The organism is Streptomyces sp. NPDC059989 (assembly GCF_042736975.1).
Taxonomy (GTDB): domain Bacteria; phylum Actinomycetota; class Actinomycetes; order Streptomycetales; family Streptomycetaceae; genus Streptomyces.
Genome location: NZ_JBHWUO010000065.1, coordinates 1 through 20066, shown reverse-complemented (window position 1 = coordinate 20066; position 20066 = coordinate 1). Strand labels below are relative to the sequence as shown.

The following is a 20066-nucleotide window of genomic DNA, read 5'->3' as shown; positions in this document are numbered from 1 at the left end:
GGCGCGGGCCTGACAGAATCGGGGTTGCGCGACCCGGGCGGCGCCCGGAGTGAGACGCTGCACGGGGCACGGCCCCGTACCGGCGTCGCGTGCCGGTGGAAGCGGGCCCGGAGCGTGGGCCCGTACGGGGAGGTGTGGAGGCGAGTGGTGGAGCAGCTGACGCAGCACGACCCGAGACGGATCGGCCCCTTCGAGGTGCTGGGACGGCTCGGCGCCGGCGGCATGGGGCTGGTCTATCTCGCGCGGTCCGCGTCCGGACGGCGGGTCGCGATCAAGACGGTGCGCACCGAGCTCGCCGAGGACCAGCTCTTCCGGGTCCGCTTCACCCGCGAGGTGGAGGCGGCCCGCGCCGTGTCGGGCTTCTACACCGCGGCCGTCGTCGACGCCGATCCGCGTGCCGCCGTGCCGTGGCTGGCGACCGCGTACGTGCCGGCGCCCTCCCTTGAGGAGATCGTCAACGAGTGCGGGCCGATGCCCGCCCAGGCCGTACGGTGGCTCGCGGCCGGGATCGCCGAGGCGCTGCAGTCGATCCACGGTGCAGGACTGGTCCACCGCGACTTGAAGCCGTCGAACGTGCTCGTCGTCGAGGACGGCCCGCGCGTGATCGACTTCGGCATCGCGAGCGGGGTCTCCAACACCCGCCTGACCATGACGAACGTCGCCGTCGGCACCCCCGCCTACATGTCGCCCGAGCAGGCGAAGGACTCGCGCAGCGTCAAGGGCGCCAGCGACGTCTTCTCGCTCGGGTCGACGCTGGTCTTCGCCGCGACCGGGCATCCGCCGTACCACGGGGCGAACCCGGTGGAGACGGTCTTCATGCTGCTGCGCGAGGGCCCCAACCTGGAGGGGCTCCCGGACGAGCTGCGTCCGCTGATCGAGTCCTGCATGCAGATGGACGCCACGCTGCGGCCCACCCCGGCCGACCTGCAGGCGCAGCTCGCCCCGCACCTCTTCGAGGGCGGCGACGAGAGCGGGACCGCCTCGGCGTGGCTGCCCGGGCGGGCCGTCGCGATGATCGAGGCCCGGCGGGCGGGCCACCGTACGCCGCCCGCTCCGGTCGGGAACGCGCCCGGGGGCGGTGGCGCCGGAGCCGGCGCCGGCGCCGGCTCCCGGGGGCCGATCTCCGGGCCCGCCACGCACCGCCGCCAGCAGCGCGGGGCCGACGCCTGGGTGGACCCGCGGACCGGGCAGGCCGTCCCGCAGCGCCCGCACCACCCGCCGATGTCCGCGGTTCCCTCGGGCGAGCCCGTCCGCCTCGGCGGCTCCCCGGTGCCGATCGGGCCCGGGCCGCGCGCGACGGCCTCGGCGCCCGCCGCGCACGCCTCCGCGGACTCGGCGACCGGCTGGATCCGCCCGCCGGGCGGCTCGGTGGCGGTGGCGCCCGTACCGGGCCCCGCCTCCGGATCCGGTTCCGCATCGGCGGCCGTACCCGGCCCCGGCGGCCCGGCCCCGGACAGCGGCCGTTGGCGCCCGTGGCGCTTCCGCATGTCCAACGAGGTCTGGGGCACCCCGACCGTCGCCGGCGACCTGCTCTACGTCACCTCCTTCGAGGTGCACGCCCTGGACGTGGCCAGCGGCCGCCGCCAGTTCAAGACCCGCGACGTCGCCTGGTCCATGGCCGTCGCCGACGGCCGCATCCACGCCTCCGACGGGCCCTCCCTCTACGCGCTGGACGCCACCGACGGCTCCGAGCGGTGGCGGCTGTCCACCGACGCCTGGGTGTACGCCGTCCGAGCGGAGCGCGGCACGGTCGTCACCGCCACGCGCGGTGGCGGCGTACAGGGCTGGGAGGCGTCCAACGGCCAGAAGCTGTGGGAGCTGACCGGCGCGCAGACCGACTTCGAGACCCCGGAGGCGGCCCCCGTCCTCCAGGACGGCACGGTGTACGTGTGGCAGGACGCGCGGCTGCGCGCCCTGGACGCCCGCAGCGGCCGCGAGTCCTGGTCCTACCCGGTCGGCGACGCCGCCTCCTGCGGCAGCGTCCCGGTCCGGGTGACCCCGGCGCCCGACGGCAACGTCTACGTCGTCGCCGGCACCCGCGTCCTGTCCGTGGACCGGGCCTCGGGCCGGGTGCGCTGGCACTTCGAGGCGCCCGCGGTCTTCCTGGCCCCGCCGGCCTTCGCGCCGGGCGCGGCGGTCACGGGCGGCGGGGTCTACCTCGCCGACTACCTGGGCACGGTCTACGCCCTCGACGCGACCACCGGCAAGGACCGCTGGCGCATCGCCACCGAGTCCCGCCCGTCCTCGGACCCGGTGGTGGTCGCGAACGGCAGCGTCCACCTGGGTGCTGGCAGCGCGCTGTACACGCTCGACGCGGTCACCGGTACCCCGAAGTGGCGGTTCGCGGCGGGCGGCGAGATCACCGGTCTGCCGGCGGTCGCGGACGGCCGGGTGCACTTCGGCTCGGCCGACCACTGCCTGTACACCCTGGACGCGGCGGGCGGCCAGCTCCGCTGGAAGCTGGCCACGGGGGGCGAGATCACGGGCGCCCCGGTGGCCGAGGCGGGCGTGGTCTACGCGTGCAGCAAGGACCGCTGCGTGTACGCCCTGGACGCGGCGAAGGGGACCGGTACCCGTACGGCCGGCTGAGGCGACTCGGCCCACCCGGCGCACCCTCCCGGTAGCGGAACGCACCGGGAGTGACAGGATGGACCCCATGAGCAACGTCTACTTCGACATCAACATCGACGGCAAGCCCGCCGGCCGCATCGTCTTCAACCTCTTCGACGAGGTCGTCCCGAAGACCGCCCAGAACTTCCGCGAGCTCGCCACCGGCGTGCACGGCTTCGGCTACGCGGGCTCGCCGTTCCACCGCGTCATCCCGCAGTTCATGCTGCAGGGTGGCGACTTCACCAACCAGAACGGCACCGGCGGCAAGAGCATCTACGGCGAGAAGTTCGCCGACGAGAACTTCCAGCTGAAGCACGACCGCCCGTTCCTGCTGTCGATGGCGAACGCCGGCCGCAACACCAACGGCTCGCAGTTCTTCATCACCACGGTCGTCACCCCGTGGCTGGACGGCAAGCACGTCGTCTTCGGCGAGGTCGTCGAGGGCTCGGAGCTGGTCCAGACGATCGAGGGCCTCGGCTCCCAGTCCGGCGCCACCCGCGCCAAGATCGAGGTCGCGGCCTCGGGCGTCGTCGACGCCGCCTGATCCCACCACCCGCCATCACGGCCGGCCGGCCCCGCCCCCTCGGGGGCCGGGGCCGCCGCCATGTCAGCGGGTGAACCGCCCGAAGTCGGCGGCGACGCCGTCGAAGACCTCGGCCGGCCGGCCGATGGAGGCTCCGGGCCCGGCGGTGAGGGTGAGGACGGGGGTGGTGGGAAGGGCAGCCGAGCCGCCCACGGTCAGGACACAGCCGAAGGCGGCGCGTGCGAGCGGCCCGGTCCCGGTGCCCGGGGGCGCCGGGACGGAGAACCGCAGCTCGGCTCCCTCGGCGCGGACACCCGCTTCGGCCAGCGCCTCGCTCATGCCCCGGACCAGCGGCACGGCCGCGGCTTCCAGGGAGCCCGCGGGCAGCGGAAAACCGCGGTCCAGGGCGACCTCGCCGATCCCGCGCAGGGCGGTGGCGCGCAGCCGGACTTCGCGGGCGCTGTAGGCACCGGCCTGGTGCAGGACGTACACGCCGGTCAGCGCGACCCTGACGGCGTCGGTGAGCAGCTCGCCGGACCGCAGCGGCCCGAGCGTCCAGGACCGCTCCCGCGCGGTGAGCCGTACGGGCATCCGCCCCCGCGCGAGCGCCGTCAGCCCCTCGGGCACGGACTCCCCGAGCAGCCGAGCCCCGCCGTGGTCCACGGTGAAGAGCCGGCCGAGCTCGTCGACGGCGATCGGGGCGTCGGCATCGCTCCGCCCGAGGGGGAAGAGCCGGACGCCGATGTCCTCGCCGAGGCGATGGAAGGTTGCGGGGGTGACCGGCTGAGGCCCTGTTCTCAGGTGGTGCTGGAGCGGAACTCGTGCGGGCCTTCGACGGGGAAGTCGTAGAAGATCTCGGACTCGGTGCCGCCGGTGATGAGGAGGGACTGCAGGAACTCGGAACACGACCGGGCGTGGAACTCCCATTCCCGGCCGCGGCCCTCCTTGATCAGGACTGTCCACCGGTCGGGTTCCTGGCCGGGGCGGGCCAGCCAGTAGAGGCAGTCGCCGTTCTCGGTCACTGCCCAGGCGACGGCGCGGGATCCGGCCTCCTGGAGTGGGGCGGGCTTGGGCTCTCCGGCCTGCCAGAGCCGTTGCTGTGCTTCGGTGCGGTCGCGGTTCTCCGTCAGCAAGTCGTAGTGCCTGTTGGGGCAGTCCGGCTCCAGGATCCAGACGGCGTCGTCGAAGAGGCCGCCGCCGTAGAGGTCGACCAGTTGTTTGTAGTCGCCCGGCAGGGCGGTTCCGAGCTCGTCCTCGACGCGTGCCCAGTCGTGGGTCCGGGGGGTGTCGGTCGGAGGGATCGCTTGGGTGAGGTGGGCGAGGGAAGGGTTCATGGCCGTCCATCGTGGCAGCCGCGCTCCGGCCCCCGCACTCTGCGCCTGCGTCAGTTGCCGGAGAGGCGGCGGCGGGTGAGGGACGCGTGGACGGCGTGGTCCGTCGTGCGGTGGTCGGTCGAGATCTGCTTGGCGGCCTTCGACAGGGTGGTGCCGATGTGGTCGCCCAGGTGGCCGGTGGCGGTCTTCAGGGCGCCCAGGAGGCGGTCGGCGTGGGGGTCTACGGCTTGGGCGATCACGCCGCGGCCGCGGGTGCCGGCGTGGTGGGCGGCCGCCTCGGCGAGTTTCGCGGAGGTCTTGCCGTGGATGCGGGTGCCGACGTCGCCGAGGCGGTTGCGGGCGCGGTCGTGTTCGGCGTGCTCGACCTCCAGGTCCGCCAGGCCGCTGCCGAGCCACCCCCCGCTGCCGCCTCCGATACCGCCCCCGCCTGCCGCCCCGCCGACGGCCCCACCGGCCGCCAAGCCGCCTGTCGCCCCGCCGACGGAGCCGCCTGTCGCCCCGCCGCCTGCCGCTCCGCCTGCCGCCCCGCCCGTCGCCGCACCCGCCGCGCCGCCCGTCGCCCCGCCGGCCCCGCCGCCCACCGCCAGGCCGTTGGAGCCGCCCGCCGCCCCGGCGGGGGCGAAGCCGCCCACCGCGCCGCCGGCGACGCCGCCCTCCGCGCCCGTCTTCCGTAAGCGCTCGGCGGTCATGAGCGCCACCGCCGTCACGGCCGGGTCGGCCTCGGCGGTGGCGAGGGTGTGGGTGGTGCCCTGCACGCAGTGGCGGATGTGTTTCGCGATGGAGGTCCTGGCCACCGCCATCGACGCGGCGACGGCCGGGCTCTGGCCGAAGGTGAGGGCCGAGGTGGCGTTGGCCGCGCTGATCTCCACGCCCAGCTCGATCAGGACGTTCCGGATGGCCAGCTTGGTCTCCCCGACCCGGAAGCCGGTGTCGGCCATGGCGCGGGCGATGATGTCGGCCGCGGTCAGGAGGTCGGCGAACGGGCGGGCCAGGATGGCGTTCCAGTGCGCGTTCAGGGCGTCGAAGGACTGGCCGGAGCCGGTGGAGAGCAGGCGCCGGATGTTCGTGTTGGCCAGATGGCCGTCGTCCGCCATGCGCTCGGCGAAGGCACGGAGTGCGTCGGACGCTTCCAGGTAGAGGTCCTCGTTCACCTCCGGCCACGTCGCGCCGAGCAGGTCCAGCAGGGTGTCCGCCCCTAAGGGCTTTTCGATGGCCATATCCCCAAGTCCCCCCGTGAGTAAGGCTGTTGTTCAGATTGCCACGGGGGTGCCTACGAATCTACGGGTGGTCCCCGGGCGGATTCGGCGGCCATGCGGCGTCCCGGTACGGGGTCGGTTCGGGGGCGGCGGCCGTCGGCGGCGTGCGGTACCCGGGGCGGCGGCCGGTCATCACGGCCGCGGCCAGGATCAGCAGGGCGCCCGCGCCGAAGGCGTTGGCGACTCCGTCGCCGATGCCCTCGCCGTCGGCCCCGACGGTGAGGCTCCCGGCGGCCTGGCCCTGGCGGACCATCCACAGGATGGTGAAGCCGAGTACGACGATCCCGGCCAGTGCCATGAGCAGCCGCGAGCGGCGCAGGACCGCCGCCACGGTGAGGAGGGCGGCGAAGAGGAAGGGCAGGAGGAGCGAGCCGAGCAGGACGGCCTCGTGGTCGGTGATACCGGTGGGGGCGAAGAGGTCCCGGATGCGGTAATCGCGTCCGTGACGGCCGTCGTACCAGGCACGGAAGGGGCTCCAGACGGCGGCCGCCGCTCCGATCAGACCCATCAGGGAGCCGAGGACGTTGCGGATCATGCCCTGCGCTCCGAGGTAGGGGTCTTGATCCCGACGCTACGCCCGCCGCCCGGGCCCCGCACCCGGGCGGGCCGGGCGGTGCGCCGCCGCGGTGACCGTCATCGCGCCGCCGAGGCTGTCGCCGTCGCCGCCGCGACCTTGGTCTTGAGGGCGCCCAGGAGCCCGCGGACCAGGTTGATCGTGGTCTCGTCCGTCAGGTTGCCCTGCTCGTCGAAGCGCTCGTGCGACCGGAACACCTGCACCTCGGGCTTGACCACGACATCGCTGTCCGTCCACACGAACACCTGCCGCAGCGCCAGCTGCGCCCGCACCGTGCCGAAGTTGGTCGGGGCCGCGCCCAGGATCGCGATCGGCTTGCGGTGCAGCGGCAGGCCCTCCTGCTTGGTCCAGTCGGTGCTGACCCAGTCGATGGCGTTCTTCAGGGTGCCGGGGACGGAGTAGTTGAACTCCGGGGTGGCGATCAGCAGCCCGTCGGCCGCGGCGATCCGCCGCCGCAGGTCGGCGACGGCCGCCGGCCGGTCCTGCGGGTTGTCGAGGTCCTGGTCGTACGGGGGGATCTCGCGCAGGCCGTCGTAGATCTCGATGTCCAGGCCGCCGGGCTGGTGCTTGCGTGCGGCGCGCAGCAGGGCGGTGTTGTGCGAGTCGGCGCGCAGGCTGCCGGAGATGGCGAGGATCTTGAACTCGGACATGACGGGTCCCCCCTGTGTGTTCGCGATGTTCGCGGTGGCCGCGGCCGCTGCGGCCCCGACAGGGATGACACTAAACCGTTCAGTTCAGTCTCGCAACTGCACCGTTTGGTTTAGTTCGACCGGCGTGCGGCGCCTGGTAGCGTGACCGGCCGTTCGCACAAGGGGAGGGCTCGAACCATGGTGGCTGGACGTCAGATCAGATTCACGGCCGTGCTGGTGGCCGTCGTGTTCGCACTGACCGGGTTCTCGTCGCACGGCGGAAGCAGCAGTAGCGGCAGCAGCGGCAGCAGCAGCGGCGGGAAGAGCAAGAGCAAGAGCAGCAGCGGGGGCGGCTGCTCCAGCTCCAAGACCAAGAAGAAGTCCCACAGCGGCGGCAACGGCAGCACGGCCTCCGCCTCGGCCTCCCCGACCGGCGATCCGGCCACCGCCGTGGTCGTCACGTGCACGGGCCCCCAGCAGACCACCACCGTCAAGTTCACCTCCCGGCTGGACCGCAGGGCGGACTTCAAGGTGAACCTGTACCGCGAGAACGCCGCCGGGACGGTCGTCGAGTCGTCCGTCGTCCGCGTGACCCTGGCGGCGCGCGAGACCCGCACCGTCGATGTCGCCCTGGAGGACCCGTCGCACGCCGCCGAGGTCAAGAACTGCCGCGTCGCCGCGCCCGAGACCGACGCCGGCGGCTCCACCGTGCCCGACGGCGCCTCCACGTCGAAGTCGACGCCGAAGCCGTCATCGACGCCGAAGTCGACGCCGAAGCCGACCAAGTCCAAGCGCTGATCAGCGCAGCCGGAACTCCGTCCCCGGCCGCCGCCCGCCGAACAGCTCCGCCTGCCGCTCCGGCGCCAGGTTCCCCAGCGTGATCAGCGCCGGAGCCTGCGCCAGAGCCTGCTGCAGCGCCGCCAGCTTCGCCGACCACAGCGCCCGTACGGTGCCCTGCACGGCCTCCGTCGGGAAGCCGGCCAGCGTCTCCGCCGCCCGCAGGGCCGCCGGGAGCAGCTCCTCGGGCGGCGTCACCTCCGAGACCAGGCCGATCTCGTACGCCCGCCGCGCGGAGAGCCGTTCCGCCGTGCCCATCAGCGACATCCGGGCGACCTCGCCGAAAGGCATCCGCTGCGCCATGTACACGGCCTCGTAGGCGCTGACCATCCCGTAGGTCGTGTGCGGGTCGAAGTACGTCGCCGTCGACGAGGAGATGACGAACTCCGACTCGCCCAGCAGGTAGAAGGCCCCGCCGCACGCCATCCCGTTGACGGCGGCGATCACCGGCTTCCACAGGTCGCCCGCCTTGGGGCCGATCGCCACCAGCGGATCGTCGATCGAGTACGGGGAGGAGGGCTGCGGGACGTCCACGCTCCGGTCGATGCCGGTGCAGAAGGCGGCGGTCCCCGCGCCCGTGAGCACCACCGCCCGCACCTCGTCCTCGTAGCGGAACTCCCGCCACACCGCGCTCAGTTCGGCGGCCGTGGCCAGGTCCACGGCATTGCGCTTCGACTCCCGGTCCAGGGTGACGACCGCGACCCCGGTCGCCTTGTCCCGCTCCACCCGCAGCGTCACGACTTCTCCAGGATCCAGCGCGGCACGGCCACGCCGCCCGTCTCGGTGAAGGCCACCTGCACGCGCGCGCCGATGCGCAGCCGGGCCGGGTCCACCGAGTCCAGCGGGGCGTCCGCCGAGGTGACGAGGTTTCCGGCGAGGCGGATGTGCGGGGCGTCGGCGAGCTCCACGAGGATCACGTTGTACGGGGCCTGGGCGGCGTAGGCCGGCAGTAGCGGCGGATGCGGCCGGACGTACGACCAGATGCGGCCGCGGCCGCTCATCAGGCGCCACTCGGAGGAGAAGGACTGGCAGTGCGGGCAGCACGGCCGGGGCGGGAAGCGGAGTCTCCCGCAGGAGGTGCAGGCCTGGACGCGGAGTTCCCCCCGGGCGGCGTACTCCCAGAAGGGGGCGCCGTCCTCGTCGGGGACGGGGAGCAGGAGCGATTCCTCGGCGGTGGTCATGAGGGGCCCTCCTCGGGGCTCAGTGCTCAGGGCTCGGGGCTCGGGGCTCGGTGGCTCTGTCTCGGCGGCTCTGTCTCGCGGCGCGCGCCGCTCAGGCTCTCAGCAGGATGGCGGACGTCGGGACACCCTCGCCCGCCGTCACCAGGCAGGTCGCGGCGTCCGGCACCTGGGCGGTGGAGATCCCGCGCAGCTGCTTGACGCCCTCGTTGATCAGGTTGAAGCCGTGCACGTAGGCCTCGCTCAGCCCGCCGCCGCCGGTGTTGATCGGGAGCCGGCCGCCCATCTCCAGCGCCCCGCCCTCGGTGAAGGCGGCGCCCTCGCCGCGCCCGCAGAAGCCGTAGCCCTCCAGGGACAGCGGGATGAGCGGGGTGAAGGCGTCGTAGATCTGGGCGACGTCCACGTCCTGCGGCCCGAAGTCGGCCTGCTTCCACAGGTGCCGGGCGGCCGTCCAGGCGGGGCCGGACAGCGGGTCGTCGTTCCAGTAGTTGACCATGCCGTGGTGCTGGGCGGGCAGGCCCTGGGCGACGGAGTGCACGTAGACGGGCTTTTGGCGGCAGTCCCGGGCCCGCTCGGCGGAGACGATCACGCAGGCCAGCGCGCCGTCGGTCTCCAGGCAGTTGTCGAAGAGGCAGAGCGGGTCGCTGATCATGCGGGAGGTCATGTACATCTCGCGGGTCAGCGGGCGTTCGTACATCATCGCGGCCGGGTTCTCGTTGGCCCGGTTGCGGCAGGCCATCGCCACGTTGAAGAGGTGGTCGCGAGTGGCCCCGTACTCGTGCATGTAGCGGCGGGCCAGCATCCCGATCTCGTCGGCGGGGCGCAGCAGGCCGAAGGGGCGGGTCCACTGGCCGGGGGTGGGGAGCTGGACGGCGGTGTTCTTCCAGGGCCGCGGGCCCGAGCCGCGCTTGCGGGAGCGCCAGGCGACGCCGACGGTGGCCTGGCCGGTGGCGACGGCGGCGGCGAGGTGTCCGACGGTGGCGCAGGAACCGCCGCCGCCGTAGCCGATCTTGGAGAAGAAGGTGATGTCGCCGGCGCCGATGGCCTTGGCGACCTCGACCTCGTCGGTCTCCTCCATGGTGTACGAGGAGAAGGCGTCGACCTCGGACGGGGCGATGCCGGCGTCGGCGAGCGCGGCCAGAATGGCGCGACAGGCCAATTCCTTCTCGGTCTGGGGTAGTTGTTTGGCGAAGGGGGTCTGGCCGATGCCGACTATCGCCGTCGCGTCCTTGAGCGTTGCCGCCATCGCCACCTCCGGGGTGCACCAGTACTGACAGCCGCGAAGGCTACAGCTAATCTGACGGATAGTCAGCTATCGGTACTGGGGAGGGCGGACGATGGACGAGGACGGGCGCGACGGCGGGCGCGAGGACGCGCGCGAGGACATGCGGGGCGACCTGCGCTGGGGCAGCATCGCCGGCCTGGTCCGGGACGCGGCGGACCGGTACGCCGACCGCGAGGCGGTCGTCGACGGCCGCACCCGCATCGGCTACGCGCAGCTCGGCGAACGCGTCGAGCGGGCCGCGGCCGCCTGCATCGCCGCCGGGGTCGAACCCGGCGACCGGGTCGCCGTCTGGGCGCCCAACACCCTGGAGTGGATCGTCTCCGCACTCGGAGCCGTCTCCGCGGGCGCGGTGCTCGTCCCCCTCAACACCCGTTTCAAGGGCGCGGAAGCGGCATACGTCCTCCAGCGCAGCCGGGCCCGCCTGCTCTTCGTCACCGGCACCTTCCTCGGCACCTCCTACGTCGCCTCCCTGCGCCGCGCCGCCGCCGAAGGCCCCGGCTCCGGCCCGCTGCCCGGCCTGCCCCACCTCGACCAGGTCGTCGTCCTCGCCGAAGACGCCCCCGAGTCCTTCCGCACCTGGAAGGAGTTCCTGGCGGGCGGCGACCACATACCGGCAGCGGCCGTCCGCGAGCGCGCCGAGGCGATCACCCCCGACACCCCCTCCGACATCATCTTCACCTCCGGCACCACCGGCAGCCCCAAGGGCGCCGTCATCACCCACGCCCAGTCCCTGCGCTGCTACGACGTCTGGAGCGAGCTCGCCGGACTGCGCGAGGGCGACCGCTACCTGATCGTGAACCCCTTCTTCCACACCTTCGGCTACAAGGCCGGCATCATCGCCTGCCTGATGCGCGGAGCCACGATGGTCCCGCAGCCCGTCTTCAACGTGGACACCGTCCTCGCCAACGTCGCCGCCGAGCGGATCTCCGTACTCCCCGGGCCGCCCACCCTCCACCAGTCCCTCCTCGACCACCCCCAGCGCGACCACCACGACCTCTCCGCCCTGCGCCTGGTCGTCACCGGCGCCGCCGTGGTGCCCCTCCGGCTCGTCGAGCGGCTGCGCACCGAGCTGCGCATCGCCACCGTCCTCACCGCGTACGGGCTCTCCGAGGCCAGCGGCATCGTCACCATGTGCCGCCGCGGCGACCCGGCGGAGGTCATCGCCGCCACCTCCGGGCGGGCCATCCCGGACACGGAGGTGCGGATCGCCGGCCCGGACGGGGGCGCGCAGCCCGCCGGCACCGCGGGTGAGGTGTGGGTCCGCGGCCACCACGTCATGCGGGGCTACTTCGAGGACCCGGCCGAGACCGCCGCCGCCGTCACCCCGGAGGGCTGGCTGCGCACGGGCGACGTCGGCGTCCTCGACGCGGCCGGCAACCTGCGCATCACCGACCGGATCAAGGACATGTTCATCGTCGGCGGCTTCAACGCCTACCCCGCCGAGATCGAGCAACTCCTGGGTCTGCACCCGGACATCGCCGACGTGGCGGTGGTCGGCGTGCCGGACCCGAGGCTCGGCGAGGTCGGCAAGGCGTACGCGGTCCGGCGCCCCGGCGCCACCCTCACCGCCGACGACCTGATCGCCTGGTCGCGGCGGGAGATGGCCAACTACAAGGTGCCGCGCGCGGTGGAGTTCGTCACGGAGCTACCGCGCAACGCGAGCGGCAAGGTCCTCAAGCGCGAGCTGCGGGCCCGCTGAGTCACGGGGTGAGCTTGCCCAGATCGACGGCTGCGGGGAAGGGCACCGACACCTTCAGCCACTCGCGGTGGATCCCGGTGGCGACGTACGACCGGGTGACCGTGTCCAGTTCGTAGACGTGGACGGCTGGTCCGGTCGCCTCCTCCTCGACACGCCAGAAGTGGGGGATGCCCGCCTGGGCGTACTTGAAGGGCTTGATGGAGCGGTCGCGGTCGGCCGACTCCTCGGACACCACCTCGATCACCAGGGCGACCTCGTCGGGGAGGTACCGGGTGCGGTCCGGGTCGTAGGCGACGGTTGAGGCCAGGATGTCCGGCTCCGGGCGGCTCTTCCGGTCGAGCCGGACCGTCATCTCCCGCTCGATCTCGATGCCCTCGGGCGCGGCCTGCCTGAGGCTGAAGGTCAGGTTCTCCACGAGCCGGGAGTGCCAGGACCGCTGCGGGGACATCATGAAGATCAGCGCTCCGTCGATGAGCTCGGTGTGCCGGGGGGCCTGGGGCCAGTGGTCGAGGTCATCCGCTTCCCAGCCGCTGGGGCGTGGCGGAAGCATCCATTCGGGGAGTTCTTCTGCCATGGGGGTCCTCCAGTGGTGTCGGCTCAGCCTACTCGGCCGCGCCCTCCCGTACGGGTGCCCGGCGCGGTTGCCCGGCCTTGCGGGCCAGTACCAGCCGCCACCGCGGGGCCCCCGAGGGCAGCCGCCCGAAGGGCTCCAGCGGTACGGTCTCCACCGCGAAGCCGGCCGTTCGCAGGTCGGCGAGGACCCCGCTCGGGGGGAAGGTCCGGTAGTACATGACGAAGGGCGGCCGCCACACGGCGTTGCGCACCCGCATCGCCGCGTCGAAGCCGGCCACCGCCCACCACACCGGTGAACTCGGCGGGATCGGGGCGCCGATCGGGAAGGCGAAGAGCCCGCCCTCGCGCAGCGCGGCGTAGGCCCCGGAGAAGAGCGCGGGCCGCTCGGCCGGGAGGAAGTGGCCGAAGGCCCCGAAGCTGACCACCAGGTCGTACGCGTCGGAGAGCGCGGGCGGCAGGTCCCGCGCGTCGGCCCGTACGAAGTCCACGGGCGCGTCGCCCGCCCGACCGGGGCCACCGGGGCCGCCCGGTCCGCCGGTGCCGCCGTTCCCGTAGGCGCGCTCGGCCTCGGCCAGCATGCCCGCGCTCAGGTCCACCCCGGTCACGCGCTCCCGGCACAGCCGGCGCAGCATGCCGATCCCGGCGCCCGTGCCGCAGCACAGGTCCAGCCCGGCACCGAAAGAGCCCTCCCGCTCGGCGAGGGCCTCCTCGACGGCGTCGAGGACCCGGTCCGGGGTGCGGAAGGGCGTGTGGTCGAACTTCGGCGCGAGCAGGTCGTAGCCGCGCTCGACGGAGGAGAGGGCCTGCACGGCGAGTTCGCGGACGCTGGGCCCGTGGCTGGTGAACACGGCTCCAGCCTAGATCCCCGGGCGCCCCGTAGGGCCGTCGTTGATCGAGTGGCCGGGCGCGGGCATACGGCGGCGGTCGCGGTGGCTCCCCCTCCGGGCCACCGCGACCGCCGTCCCCCGTGCGTTTCCCCCGTACGTCTTCGCGAGCGCGCGTACGTACCTGCGTACCTGCGCGCCTGCGTGCTTGCTGCGTTACGGACGCGGACCGGACGCGTGGTTGTCCAGCGTCTGGATCTCCTCGTCCGAAGCGTGGTTGTCGAGCGGCTTGATCTCGATCCCCGACGCGTGGTTGTCCAGAGTCTCGATCTCGACGCCCGAGGCGTGATTGTCGAGCGGCTTGACGGTGCCGTCGTTCGGCAGGGTGTTCTCGTTCGTCGTCATCGGTTCTCCTGTTGGATGGGTAGGGCCCGTTCGGCGATTCCCCCGCGGACCGCCGAACGGGTAGTCCTCCAACCGACCCAGTCGCCTCCCCCGGCGCGCCGGGTCGATGCACCTATCGTGCCGTGCGGCGATAAACGAACGATGAACGCCTCGTTCAACCGACATCATCGCAGGTCAGGCGGCGATCTCCGAAGCCAGCAGGGCGCGCACCTCGGCCAGTTCGGCCGAGCCCAGCTGTGCGAAGACCGACTCCGCGTCCCGCCAGCACGCCCGCGCCCGGTCCGTCTGTCCCAGCCGCCGCAGCGCCCTGCCCAGGACCGTCAGCACGGTCGCCCGCCGCCACTCGCCGCCGATGCCGCGCAGCGCGATCGCCTGCTCCGCGTGCGAGGCGGCCAGCGTGGGCCGGCGCGCCGCCAGGTGGGCCTCGGCCAGCCGGAAGTGGGTCACGCCCTCCCACAGGGGCTGGCGGTTGTCGTGGAACAGCGACAGCGCCTCGGCGAGCTGCGCCAGGGCCTCGCCCAGCCGTCCCGCCTGGGTGAGGGCGATGCCCAGCGCGTAGCGGCCGTTGGCCAGGCGCAGGGTCAGCCCCATCCGGTCGTAGATGGTGATGCCCTGCTGGGCGAGGTCTATGGCGCTCGTCAGCCGGCCCAGCTCCACGTGGATGCGGGAGAGGTTGCACAGGGCGCTGGCCTCGCCCACGTTGTTGCCGTCGGCGCGGAAGTTCTCGATGGCCTCCAGCAGGTACCGCTCGCCGTCGGCGTGCCGGCCCTGGTAGAGGGCGATGATCCCGCGGTCGTTGGGCGCCCAGCAGCGGGGCAGCGGGTCGCCGGCCTCGCGGGCGAGAGCCGTGGCCTGGCGGGCCTCGTCGTCGGCCTCGGCGAAGCGGCCCGCGACGAGGTGGACGTTGGTGAGGGTGGTGCGGGCCCGACCCTCCGCGTACGGGTCCTTCGCGGCCTGCGCCGCGTCGCGCACGGCTACGGCGGCCGACTCGTACTGCTTGGAGTTGGCCCCCGACTCGGCGAGGTCCTTGGCCGCCCACAGCAGGTCCACGGCCCGCCGCAGCACCTTCGTCTGCCCGTCGGCCGTTCCGTCCGCCGTCCCGTCCGCCGTCCCGTCGGCCGTCCCTCCGGCCGTCTCGTCGGTGTGTACGGCGGCCTGCCGGACGCACGCCAGCAGCGGGTCGGCCTCCGCGTACAGCCAGTCGAGGGCGGCGCGCGGCTCGCCGAAGACCAGCCCGGGGTAGTGGGTGTCGGAGAGGTGGGCGGGGAGCCGGTCGCCGGGGCGTTCCAGGGCGTAGACCCCGGAGGCGGTGGCCAGGTAGAAGTCCAGCAGCCGGTCCAGGGCCGCGTCGCGCCCGCCCGGCGGCTGCTCGTCGCGCTCGGCGCACGCACGCGCGTAGAGCCGTACGAGGTCGTGGAAGCGGTAGCGGCCGGGGGCGGCGGATTCCAGGAGCGAGCAGTCCACCAGGGCTTCGAGGAGGTCCTCGGTGTCGTACTCGGGCAGGTCCAGTACGGCGGCTGCCGCCGAGAGGGAGATGTCGGGGCCGTCGGCGAGGCCGAGGAGGCGGAACGCGCGCTGCTGGGCGGGCTCCAGCTGGCCGTAGCCCAGCTCGAAGGTGGCCTTGACGGCGAGGTCGCCGGCCTGGAGCTCGTCGAGGCGGCGGCGCTCGTCGGCGAGCTTGGCGGCGAGGACGGAAACGGTCCACGTGCGGCGGGCGGCGAGGCGGGAGGCGGCGATGCGGATGGCGAGCGGCAGGAACCCGCAGGCGCCGACGACGTCGAGGGCGGCCTGCCGCTCGGCGCGCACCCGCTCCTCGCCGACGATCCGGGTGAACAGCTGGAGGGCCTCCTCGGGGCTCATCACGTCGAGGTCGACGAGATGGGCCCCGGCGAGGCCCGCCATGCGGACCCGGCTGGTGACGAGCGCGGCGCAGCCGGCGGTGCCGGGCAGCAGCGGGCGGACCTGGGCGGCGTCGCGGGCGTTGTCGAGGAGGACCAGGACGCGGCGGCCGTCGAGGGTGGAGCGGTAGAGCGCGGCGCGGTCGGCGGGGGAGTCGGGGATGGCGGTGTCGGGGGTGCCGAGCGCGCGCAGGAAGGAGCCGAGGACCGCCTCGGGTTCGGCGGGGCGGGCCTCGGTGCCCTGGAGGTCGACGTAGAGCTGGCCGTCGGGGAAGTGCGGGCGGGCGGCGTGCGCGACGTGCACGGCGAGGGTGGTCTTGCCGACGCCGCCGATGCCGGCGAGCGCGGAGACGGCCATGACCTGGCCCCCGGCCCCGCCGGAGAGGATCGCGCCGAGCTCGCCGACGAAACTGCTGCGGCCGGTGAAGTCCGGGACGGTCGCGGGCAATTGGGCGGGCCTCACGGGGACGGGCGCGGCTGCGGGAGCCGGGTCCTCGGCGCGGGCCAGGTCGGCGTCGGCGTTCAGGATGCGCTGCTGGAGGGCGGCCAGCTCGGGGCGCGGGTCGACGCCGAGTTCGCGGGCGAGGAGCCGGCGGGTGTCGGCGTAGACGGCGAGGGCCTCGGCCTGCCGGCCGCTGCGGTAGAGGGCGAGCATGAGCAGCTCGCGCAGCCGCTCGCGCAGGGGGTGGGCGGCGGTGAGGGCGGTGAGCTCGGAGACGGCCTCGGCGTGGTGGCCGACCTCCAGGTCGAGGTCGAGGCGGGTCTCCAGCAGCTGCAGGCGCCATTCGGCGAGCCGGGTGCGCTCGGTCTCGGCGTGCGGGCCGGGGACACCGGCGAGGGGTTCGCCGTCCCACAGGTCCAGGGCGCGGGCGAGCAGCGTACGGGCGAGGGCGCGGTCGCCGGCCGCGCGGGCGGCCTCGGCGTCGGCGGCGAGGCTGCGGGCGACGCCGAGGTCGAGGGTGGAGGCGGAGCGCAGCCGGATGGCGTAGCCGCCGGACTCGGTGACGAGCAGCCCGGGGTCGAGGACCTTGCGCAGGCGGGAGGCGTAGGTGCGGATGGTGGCGAGGGCCTGCTGCGGCGGGTCCTCGCCCCAGATGGCGTCGATGAGCTCGGGCGCGGTGGCGGTGCGGCCGTTGCGCAGCAGGAGCGCGGCGAGCAGGGCCCGCTGCTGGGGCGTGCCGGAGGGCAGGGCCTCGGCGCCGCGCCAGGCGCGGATGGGGCCGAGGACGGCGAAGCGGGACTCGCCCGCGGCGCGCGCGGCGGCCTCGGGTGCGGGGGCCACGGCTTCCGGGGTGCCTGCGGCTCCCGCGGTGCCTGGGGTGCCCGGGGTGCGCGCGGCGGTTGCACACGGGCGGCGTGCGGTGGTCCCCGCTTCCCCTTCCGCTTCCGCGGCAGTGGCGCCGGTGCGTGCGGCGCTTGCCGCAGTCCCGCCGGGGCGGCCGGTGGGGCCGGAGTCGAGTGCGGAGCCGACCGCAGGGGCCATGGCTTCGGGTGCGGCGGCAGCCGCAGGGGCCTCGGGGTGCTTCCGCGGGTGCGGGATGGCCGGTACGCCGTCCATCTGTCGTCCCCCTGCCTTCCGTTGGTTTAAGGGTCAGTCTGCCCTGTCTTGCGCGTACACGTCAGCCCGTCCAGGAGCGATCCGCTTCCAACTAGCTGACGGTTCGTCAGATCAGCGCTACCGTATGGGGTATGGAGACCTTCCCGAAGATCATCTCGGTGGACGACCACACGGTTGAGCCTCCCCACGTCTGGCGGGACCGGCTCCCGTCCAAGTACCGGGACACCGGCCCGCGCGTCGTCCGCGCCCCCTTGAAGGAAATGACCTTCCTCGGCGGCAAGTTCGCCCCCGTCATGGGGGCCAAGGGCGACGACGGCCCGATCGGCGACTGGTGGGTGTACGAGGACCTGCACCGGCCGCTCACCCGCCTCGACACGGCCGTCGGGTACGACCGCGACGAGATCAAACTGGAAGTCATCACCTACGAGCAGATGCGCCCGGGGTCCTTCTCGGTTCCCGAACGGCTCGCGGACATGGACGTCAACCACGTCCAGTCCGCCCTCTGCTTCCCGACCTTCCCGCGCTTCTGCGGCCAGACCTTCACCGAGGCCAAGGACCGCGAGCTGGGACTCCTCGGCGTACGGGCGTACAACGACTGGATGGTGGAGGAGTGGTGCGGCCCGGACGCCCGCGGCCGCCTCATCCCCCTCACCCTCATCCCCCTGTGGGACGCGCACCTCGCCGCCGCCGAGGTCCGCCGCAACGCGGCCCGCGGGGTCCGCGCGGTCGCCTTCTCGGAGATACCCCCGCACCTGGGCCTCCCCTCCGTCCACACGGACTACTGGGACCCCTTCCTGGAGGCGTGCAACGAGACTGGCACGGTCATCGCCATGCACATCGGCTCGTCCTCGCGCATGCCCTCCACCTCGGCGGACGCCCCGCCGGCGGTCGGCTCCACCATCACCTTCGCCAACTGCTGCTTCTCGATGGTCGACTGGCTGATGAGCGGCAAGTTCGAGCGCTTCCCGAACCTGAAGATCATGTACGCGGAGGGCCAGATCGGCTGGATCCCGTACATCCTGGAGCGCGCCGACGTGGTCTGGGAGGAGAACCGCGCCTGGGGCGGCGTCGCCGACAAGGTCCTGCGCCCGCCGTCCGAGCTCTTCGCGGAGCACGTCTTCGGCTGCTTCTTCGACGACCCCTTCGGCCTGAAGAACCTGGACTCGATCGGCGTCGCCAACGTCCTCTACGAGACGGACTACCCCCACTCCGACTCGACCTGGCCGAAGTCCCGCGAGGTCGGCGAGTCCCAGATGGGCCACCTGTCACCGGACGTCGTGGACCGCATCGTGCGCGGCAACGCGATCGACCTGCTGGGGCTTACGGGGGAGGGGCTGTGGGCGGGGCCGGGGGCGTGACGTTGGCCTGACTGCGGCCTGACCGACCGGGGGCTGGGGAGTGGCCTGCCTGCAGAAACGATATCTCTTGCCGCCGATCTTGATATCGTTTAAGTGGACGGGGCAGCCTGCCCCCCTCTCCAGGAGGTCCGGCATGGCCAGAACTGTGATCGACGTGGACGATGCCCTGCTGGCGGAGGCCGCAGAGATCTTCGGTACGAAGACGAAGGTTGCGACGGTGAATGCGGCCCTTGAGGACGTGGTCAACCGGCGCAAGCGGGAGGAATTCCTGTCCTGGCTCGCGGAAGGCGGACTGCCCGAGCTGACCGGCCCGGTGGAGCCGTCCGACGCCGGCGCCCCCACCCCCTCCGCCCCGGAGGCGGAGCACGTGCGGGACAGGGCGGCATGAGGCAGCGCTACCTGATCGACAAGTCGGCTCTCGCGCGCTACCCCAAGCCGGCCGTCCACGCTGTTGTCCACCCGCTGCACACCGCCGGGGTGCTGGCTGTATGCGGTGCGGTCGAGATCGAGATCATGCACAGCGCCCGCTCCAAGTCGGACGCGGACCGGGTGCGGGAGGGTATGGGCGCCTTCGCCTGGCTCTCGACCCCCGACGAGGCGTGGGACCGCGCTCTGGAGGTCCAGCAACACCTCATCGAGGCGGGGAATTGGAAAGCGGTGTCAGCCGTCGACCTGATCATCGCGGCGACCGCCGAGCGCCACGGTGCAACCGTCCTCCACTACGACGGCGACTACGACATGATCGCCGAAGTCACGGGCCAGCCGATGCGCTGGGTCGTGCCGCGCGGAGCGGCGGACTAGCCCTGGGTGACCCGGGCGACGAAGGCGTCCAGGTTCCCGAGGGTGCGGTCGATCCGCTCCTCCACCGTCAGGCTCTCCTCGTACCGGCCGGCGCGCAGCTTGGGCTGCCGCTTGCCCCGTACGTACAGGGAGCAGGCGAGGTCGGCGCACACGTAGACGCCGACGGTGTTGCCCTGGCGGCCCCGGGGACCGGCCAGCGGGGCCGTGAGCAGGGTTACGCCGGACGAGGCGTGCCCGGTGAGGCAGAGCTGGCAGAGGCTGGACTTCACCGCACTGGTCCGGGCCGCGCCGGGCACCCGCAGGGTGATCCCGACCGGCCCCTCGGACCGCGGCACCACGAGGTGCGCCCGCAGCGGCGCCCCCGGATCGACCCACCCGAGGAAGTCCAGGTCCTCCCAGGGGAGTTCGGCAAAGTCGAGCGGGATCTTCAGGCGCGACGCCTCGCCCTTGGTGCAGTTCACGAAGGACGAGCGGATCTGGTTCTCACTGAGCGGTTCCACGTACGCCGACGCTACGTGCCGGGCTCCGCGCGCGCACCCGAATATTCGTCCGGTTTGTCGGGTCGGGGGTCGGTGGCTTCGGGGGTCGGGATTCAAGTGGGGGGCATCAGGGAGGGTTTGGGGGTTTCCCGTCAGCCTCATCGTCTCTCCGTGTCGGGCCGGGGGGGGGATAGGGGCGCCCCCCCGGGCCCCCCGGGCCCCAGTCCCTGGGGCCCCCCAACACA

Annotated in this window: 20 protein-coding genes; 7 read left to right on the top strand and 13 right to left on the bottom strand. The window is 73.3% G+C overall.

Annotated elements, in window-relative coordinates; all coding sequences use genetic code 11:
• The first annotated feature begins 144 nt into the window (after nucleotides 1–144).
• A complete protein-coding gene (locus ACFWBN_RS35150) occupies nucleotides 145–2589 on the top strand; it encodes a PQQ-binding-like beta-propeller repeat protein (protein WP_385184288.1) in 2445 nt (814 codons plus the stop codon).
• A 67-nt stretch (nucleotides 2590–2656) separates the two neighbouring features.
• Nucleotides 2657–3154, top strand: a complete 498-nt coding sequence (locus tag ACFWBN_RS35145) for a peptidylprolyl isomerase (RefSeq protein WP_385184285.1) — start codon at nucleotides 2657–2659, stop codon at nucleotides 3152–3154.
• 63 nt (nucleotides 3155–3217) lie between these two features.
• Here the strand turns inward: ACFWBN_RS35145 and ACFWBN_RS35140 are convergent, their stop codons facing one another.
• The 5 genes from ACFWBN_RS35140 to ACFWBN_RS35120 all read right to left on the bottom strand — a co-directional run bounded on the left by ACFWBN_RS35140 (nucleotide 3218) and on the right by ACFWBN_RS35120 (nucleotide 6947).
• A complete protein-coding gene (locus ACFWBN_RS35140) occupies nucleotides 3218–4039 on the bottom strand; it encodes an SUKH-3 domain-containing protein (RefSeq protein WP_385184282.1) in 822 nt (273 codons plus the stop codon).
• Nucleotides 3931–4467, bottom strand: a complete 537-nt coding sequence (locus ACFWBN_RS35135) for an SMI1/KNR4 family protein (protein WP_385184280.1) — start codon at nucleotides 4465–4467, stop codon at nucleotides 3931–3933. Before ACFWBN_RS35135 ends, ACFWBN_RS35140 begins: the two co-directional genes overlap by 109 nt.
• 50 nt (nucleotides 4468–4517) lie before the next feature.
• A complete protein-coding gene (locus ACFWBN_RS35130) occupies nucleotides 4518–5684 on the bottom strand; it encodes a hypothetical protein (protein WP_385184278.1) in 1167 nt (388 codons plus the stop codon).
• Nucleotides 5685–5745: 61 nt separating this feature from the next.
• On the bottom strand, nucleotides 5746–6258 hold the full coding sequence (locus ACFWBN_RS35125) for a hypothetical protein (RefSeq protein ID WP_385184276.1): 513 nt from the start codon (nucleotides 6256–6258) through the stop codon (nucleotides 5746–5748).
• A gap of 98 nt (nucleotides 6259–6356) precedes the next feature.
• Entirely contained in the window at nucleotides 6357–6947 is a 591-nt protein-coding gene (locus ACFWBN_RS35120; protein WP_385184274.1) for an NADPH-dependent FMN reductase, read from the bottom strand.
• A gap of 177 nt (nucleotides 6948–7124) precedes the next feature.
• Between ACFWBN_RS35120 and ACFWBN_RS35115 the strand changes: the two genes are divergently transcribed.
• A complete protein-coding gene (locus ACFWBN_RS35115) occupies nucleotides 7125–7724 on the top strand; it encodes a hypothetical protein (RefSeq protein ID WP_385184271.1) in 600 nt (199 codons plus the stop codon).
• Here the strand turns inward: ACFWBN_RS35115 and ACFWBN_RS35110 are convergent, their stop codons facing one another.
• The 3 genes from ACFWBN_RS35110 to ACFWBN_RS35100 form a co-directional block, all read right to left on the bottom strand.
• The gene (locus ACFWBN_RS35110) at nucleotides 7725–8501 is read right to left on the bottom strand and encodes an enoyl-CoA hydratase/isomerase family protein (RefSeq protein ID WP_385184269.1); all 777 of its coding nucleotides are present in this window, start codon (nucleotides 8499–8501) and stop codon (nucleotides 7725–7727) included. It abuts the gene before it with no gap.
• Entirely contained in the window at nucleotides 8498–8944 is a 447-nt protein-coding gene (locus ACFWBN_RS35105; protein WP_385184266.1) for a Zn-ribbon domain-containing OB-fold protein, read from the bottom strand. The genes ACFWBN_RS35110 and ACFWBN_RS35105 overlap by 4 nt, the downstream gene beginning before the upstream one ends.
• 91 nt (nucleotides 8945–9035) lie before the next feature.
• Complete coding sequence (locus tag ACFWBN_RS35100; RefSeq protein ID WP_385184263.1) at nucleotides 9036–10187, bottom strand: lipid-transfer protein; 1152 nt, start codon at nucleotides 10185–10187, stop codon at nucleotides 9036–9038.
• Nucleotides 10188–10326: 139 nt separating this feature from the next.
• Between ACFWBN_RS35100 and ACFWBN_RS35095 the strand changes: the two genes are divergently transcribed.
• The gene (locus ACFWBN_RS35095) at nucleotides 10327–11925 is read left to right on the top strand and encodes a FadD3 family acyl-CoA ligase (RefSeq protein WP_385184319.1); all 1599 of its coding nucleotides are present in this window, start codon (nucleotides 10327–10329) and stop codon (nucleotides 11923–11925) included.
• Between the two features lies 1 nt (nucleotide 11926).
• Here ACFWBN_RS35095 and ACFWBN_RS35090 read toward each other — a convergent pair whose 3' ends face one another.
• The 4 genes from ACFWBN_RS35090 to ACFWBN_RS35075 form a co-directional block, all read right to left on the bottom strand.
• Nucleotides 11927–12499, bottom strand: a complete 573-nt coding sequence (locus tag ACFWBN_RS35090; RefSeq protein ID WP_385184261.1) for a Uma2 family endonuclease — start codon at nucleotides 12497–12499, stop codon at nucleotides 11927–11929.
• Between the two features lie 28 nt (nucleotides 12500–12527).
• Nucleotides 12528–13346, bottom strand: coding sequence for a class I SAM-dependent methyltransferase (locus tag ACFWBN_RS35085; RefSeq protein ID WP_385184258.1), 819 nt, complete (start codon nucleotides 13344–13346; stop codon nucleotides 12528–12530).
• A gap of 192 nt (nucleotides 13347–13538) precedes the next feature.
• Nucleotides 13539–13727 (bottom strand): hypothetical protein, encoded by a 189-nt coding sequence (locus ACFWBN_RS35080; protein WP_385184255.1) that lies wholly within the window; start codon nucleotides 13725–13727, stop codon nucleotides 13539–13541.
• A gap of 174 nt (nucleotides 13728–13901) precedes the next feature.
• Nucleotides 13902–17183, bottom strand: a complete 3282-nt coding sequence (locus ACFWBN_RS35075) for a BTAD domain-containing putative transcriptional regulator (RefSeq protein ID WP_385184252.1) — start codon at nucleotides 17181–17183, stop codon at nucleotides 13902–13904.
• A 131-nt stretch (nucleotides 17184–17314) separates the two neighbouring features.
• Here ACFWBN_RS35075 and ACFWBN_RS35070 point away from each other — a divergent pair, with 131 nt between their 5' ends.
• The 3 genes from ACFWBN_RS35070 (at nucleotide 17315) to ACFWBN_RS35060 (ending at nucleotide 19342) form a co-directional block, all read left to right on the top strand.
• Nucleotides 17315–18541: an amidohydrolase family protein gene (locus ACFWBN_RS35070; RefSeq protein ID WP_385184249.1), complete on the top strand. Its 1227-nt coding sequence runs from the start codon at nucleotides 17315–17317 to the stop codon at nucleotides 18539–18541.
• A gap of 133 nt (nucleotides 18542–18674) precedes the next feature.
• A complete protein-coding gene (locus ACFWBN_RS35065) occupies nucleotides 18675–18929 on the top strand; it encodes a type II toxin-antitoxin system VapB family antitoxin (protein WP_385184246.1) in 255 nt (84 codons plus the stop codon).
• Nucleotides 18926–19342, top strand: a complete 417-nt coding sequence (locus ACFWBN_RS35060; protein WP_385184244.1) for a PIN domain nuclease — start codon at nucleotides 18926–18928, stop codon at nucleotides 19340–19342. Before ACFWBN_RS35065 ends, ACFWBN_RS35060 begins: the two co-directional genes overlap by 4 nt.
• Here ACFWBN_RS35060 and ACFWBN_RS35055 read toward each other — a convergent pair.
• A complete protein-coding gene (locus ACFWBN_RS35055) occupies nucleotides 19339–19842 on the bottom strand; it encodes an FBP domain-containing protein (protein WP_385184241.1) in 504 nt (167 codons plus the stop codon). The two genes, ACFWBN_RS35060 and ACFWBN_RS35055, sit on opposite strands and share 4 nt — an antisense overlap.
• Nucleotides 19843–20066 lie beyond the last annotated feature (224 nt).

What these genes read in the sequence shown, in the direction of transcription:
- ACFWBN_RS35145 (WP_385184285.1), top strand. Translation starts at nt 2,657, where the DNA reads ATGAGCAACGTCTACTTCGACATCAACATCGACGGCAAGCCCGCCGGC.
- ACFWBN_RS35135 (WP_385184280.1), bottom strand. Translation starts at nt 4,467, where the DNA reads ATGAACCCTTCCCTCGCCCACCTCACCCAAGCGATCCCTCCGACCGAC.
- ACFWBN_RS35130 (WP_385184278.1), bottom strand. Translation starts at nt 5,684, where the DNA reads ATGGCCATCGAAAAGCCCTTAGGGGCGGACACCCTGCTGGACCTGCTC.
- ACFWBN_RS35125 (WP_385184276.1), bottom strand. Translation starts at nt 6,258, where the DNA reads ATGATCCGCAACGTCCTCGGCTCCCTGATGGGTCTGATCGGAGCGGCG.
- ACFWBN_RS35120 (WP_385184274.1), bottom strand. Translation starts at nt 6,947, where the DNA reads ATGTCCGAGTTCAAGATCCTCGCCATCTCCGGCAGCCTGCGCGCCGAC.
- ACFWBN_RS35115 (WP_385184271.1), top strand. Translation starts at nt 7,125, where the DNA reads ATGGTGGCTGGACGTCAGATCAGATTCACGGCCGTGCTGGTGGCCGTC.
- ACFWBN_RS35105 (WP_385184266.1), bottom strand. Translation starts at nt 8,944, where the DNA reads ATGACCACCGCCGAGGAATCGCTCCTGCTCCCCGTCCCCGACGAGGAC.
- ACFWBN_RS35100 (WP_385184263.1), bottom strand. Translation starts at nt 10,187, where the DNA reads ATGGCGGCAACGCTCAAGGACGCGACGGCGATAGTCGGCATCGGCCAG.
- ACFWBN_RS35095 (WP_385184319.1), top strand. Translation starts at nt 10,327, where the DNA reads ATGCGGGGCGACCTGCGCTGGGGCAGCATCGCCGGCCTGGTCCGGGAC.
- ACFWBN_RS35090 (WP_385184261.1), bottom strand. Translation starts at nt 12,499, where the DNA reads ATGGCAGAAGAACTCCCCGAATGGATGCTTCCGCCACGCCCCAGCGGC.
- ACFWBN_RS35080 (WP_385184255.1), bottom strand. Translation starts at nt 13,727, where the DNA reads ATGACGACGAACGAGAACACCCTGCCGAACGACGGCACCGTCAAGCCG.
- ACFWBN_RS35075 (WP_385184252.1), bottom strand. Translation starts at nt 17,183, where the DNA reads ATGGACGGCGTACCGGCCATCCCGCACCCGCGGAAGCACCCCGAGGCC.
- ACFWBN_RS35070 (WP_385184249.1), top strand. Translation starts at nt 17,315, where the DNA reads ATGGAGACCTTCCCGAAGATCATCTCGGTGGACGACCACACGGTTGAG.
- ACFWBN_RS35065 (WP_385184246.1), top strand. Translation starts at nt 18,675, where the DNA reads ATGGCCAGAACTGTGATCGACGTGGACGATGCCCTGCTGGCGGAGGCC.
- ACFWBN_RS35060 (WP_385184244.1), top strand. Translation starts at nt 18,926, where the DNA reads ATGAGGCAGCGCTACCTGATCGACAAGTCGGCTCTCGCGCGCTACCCC.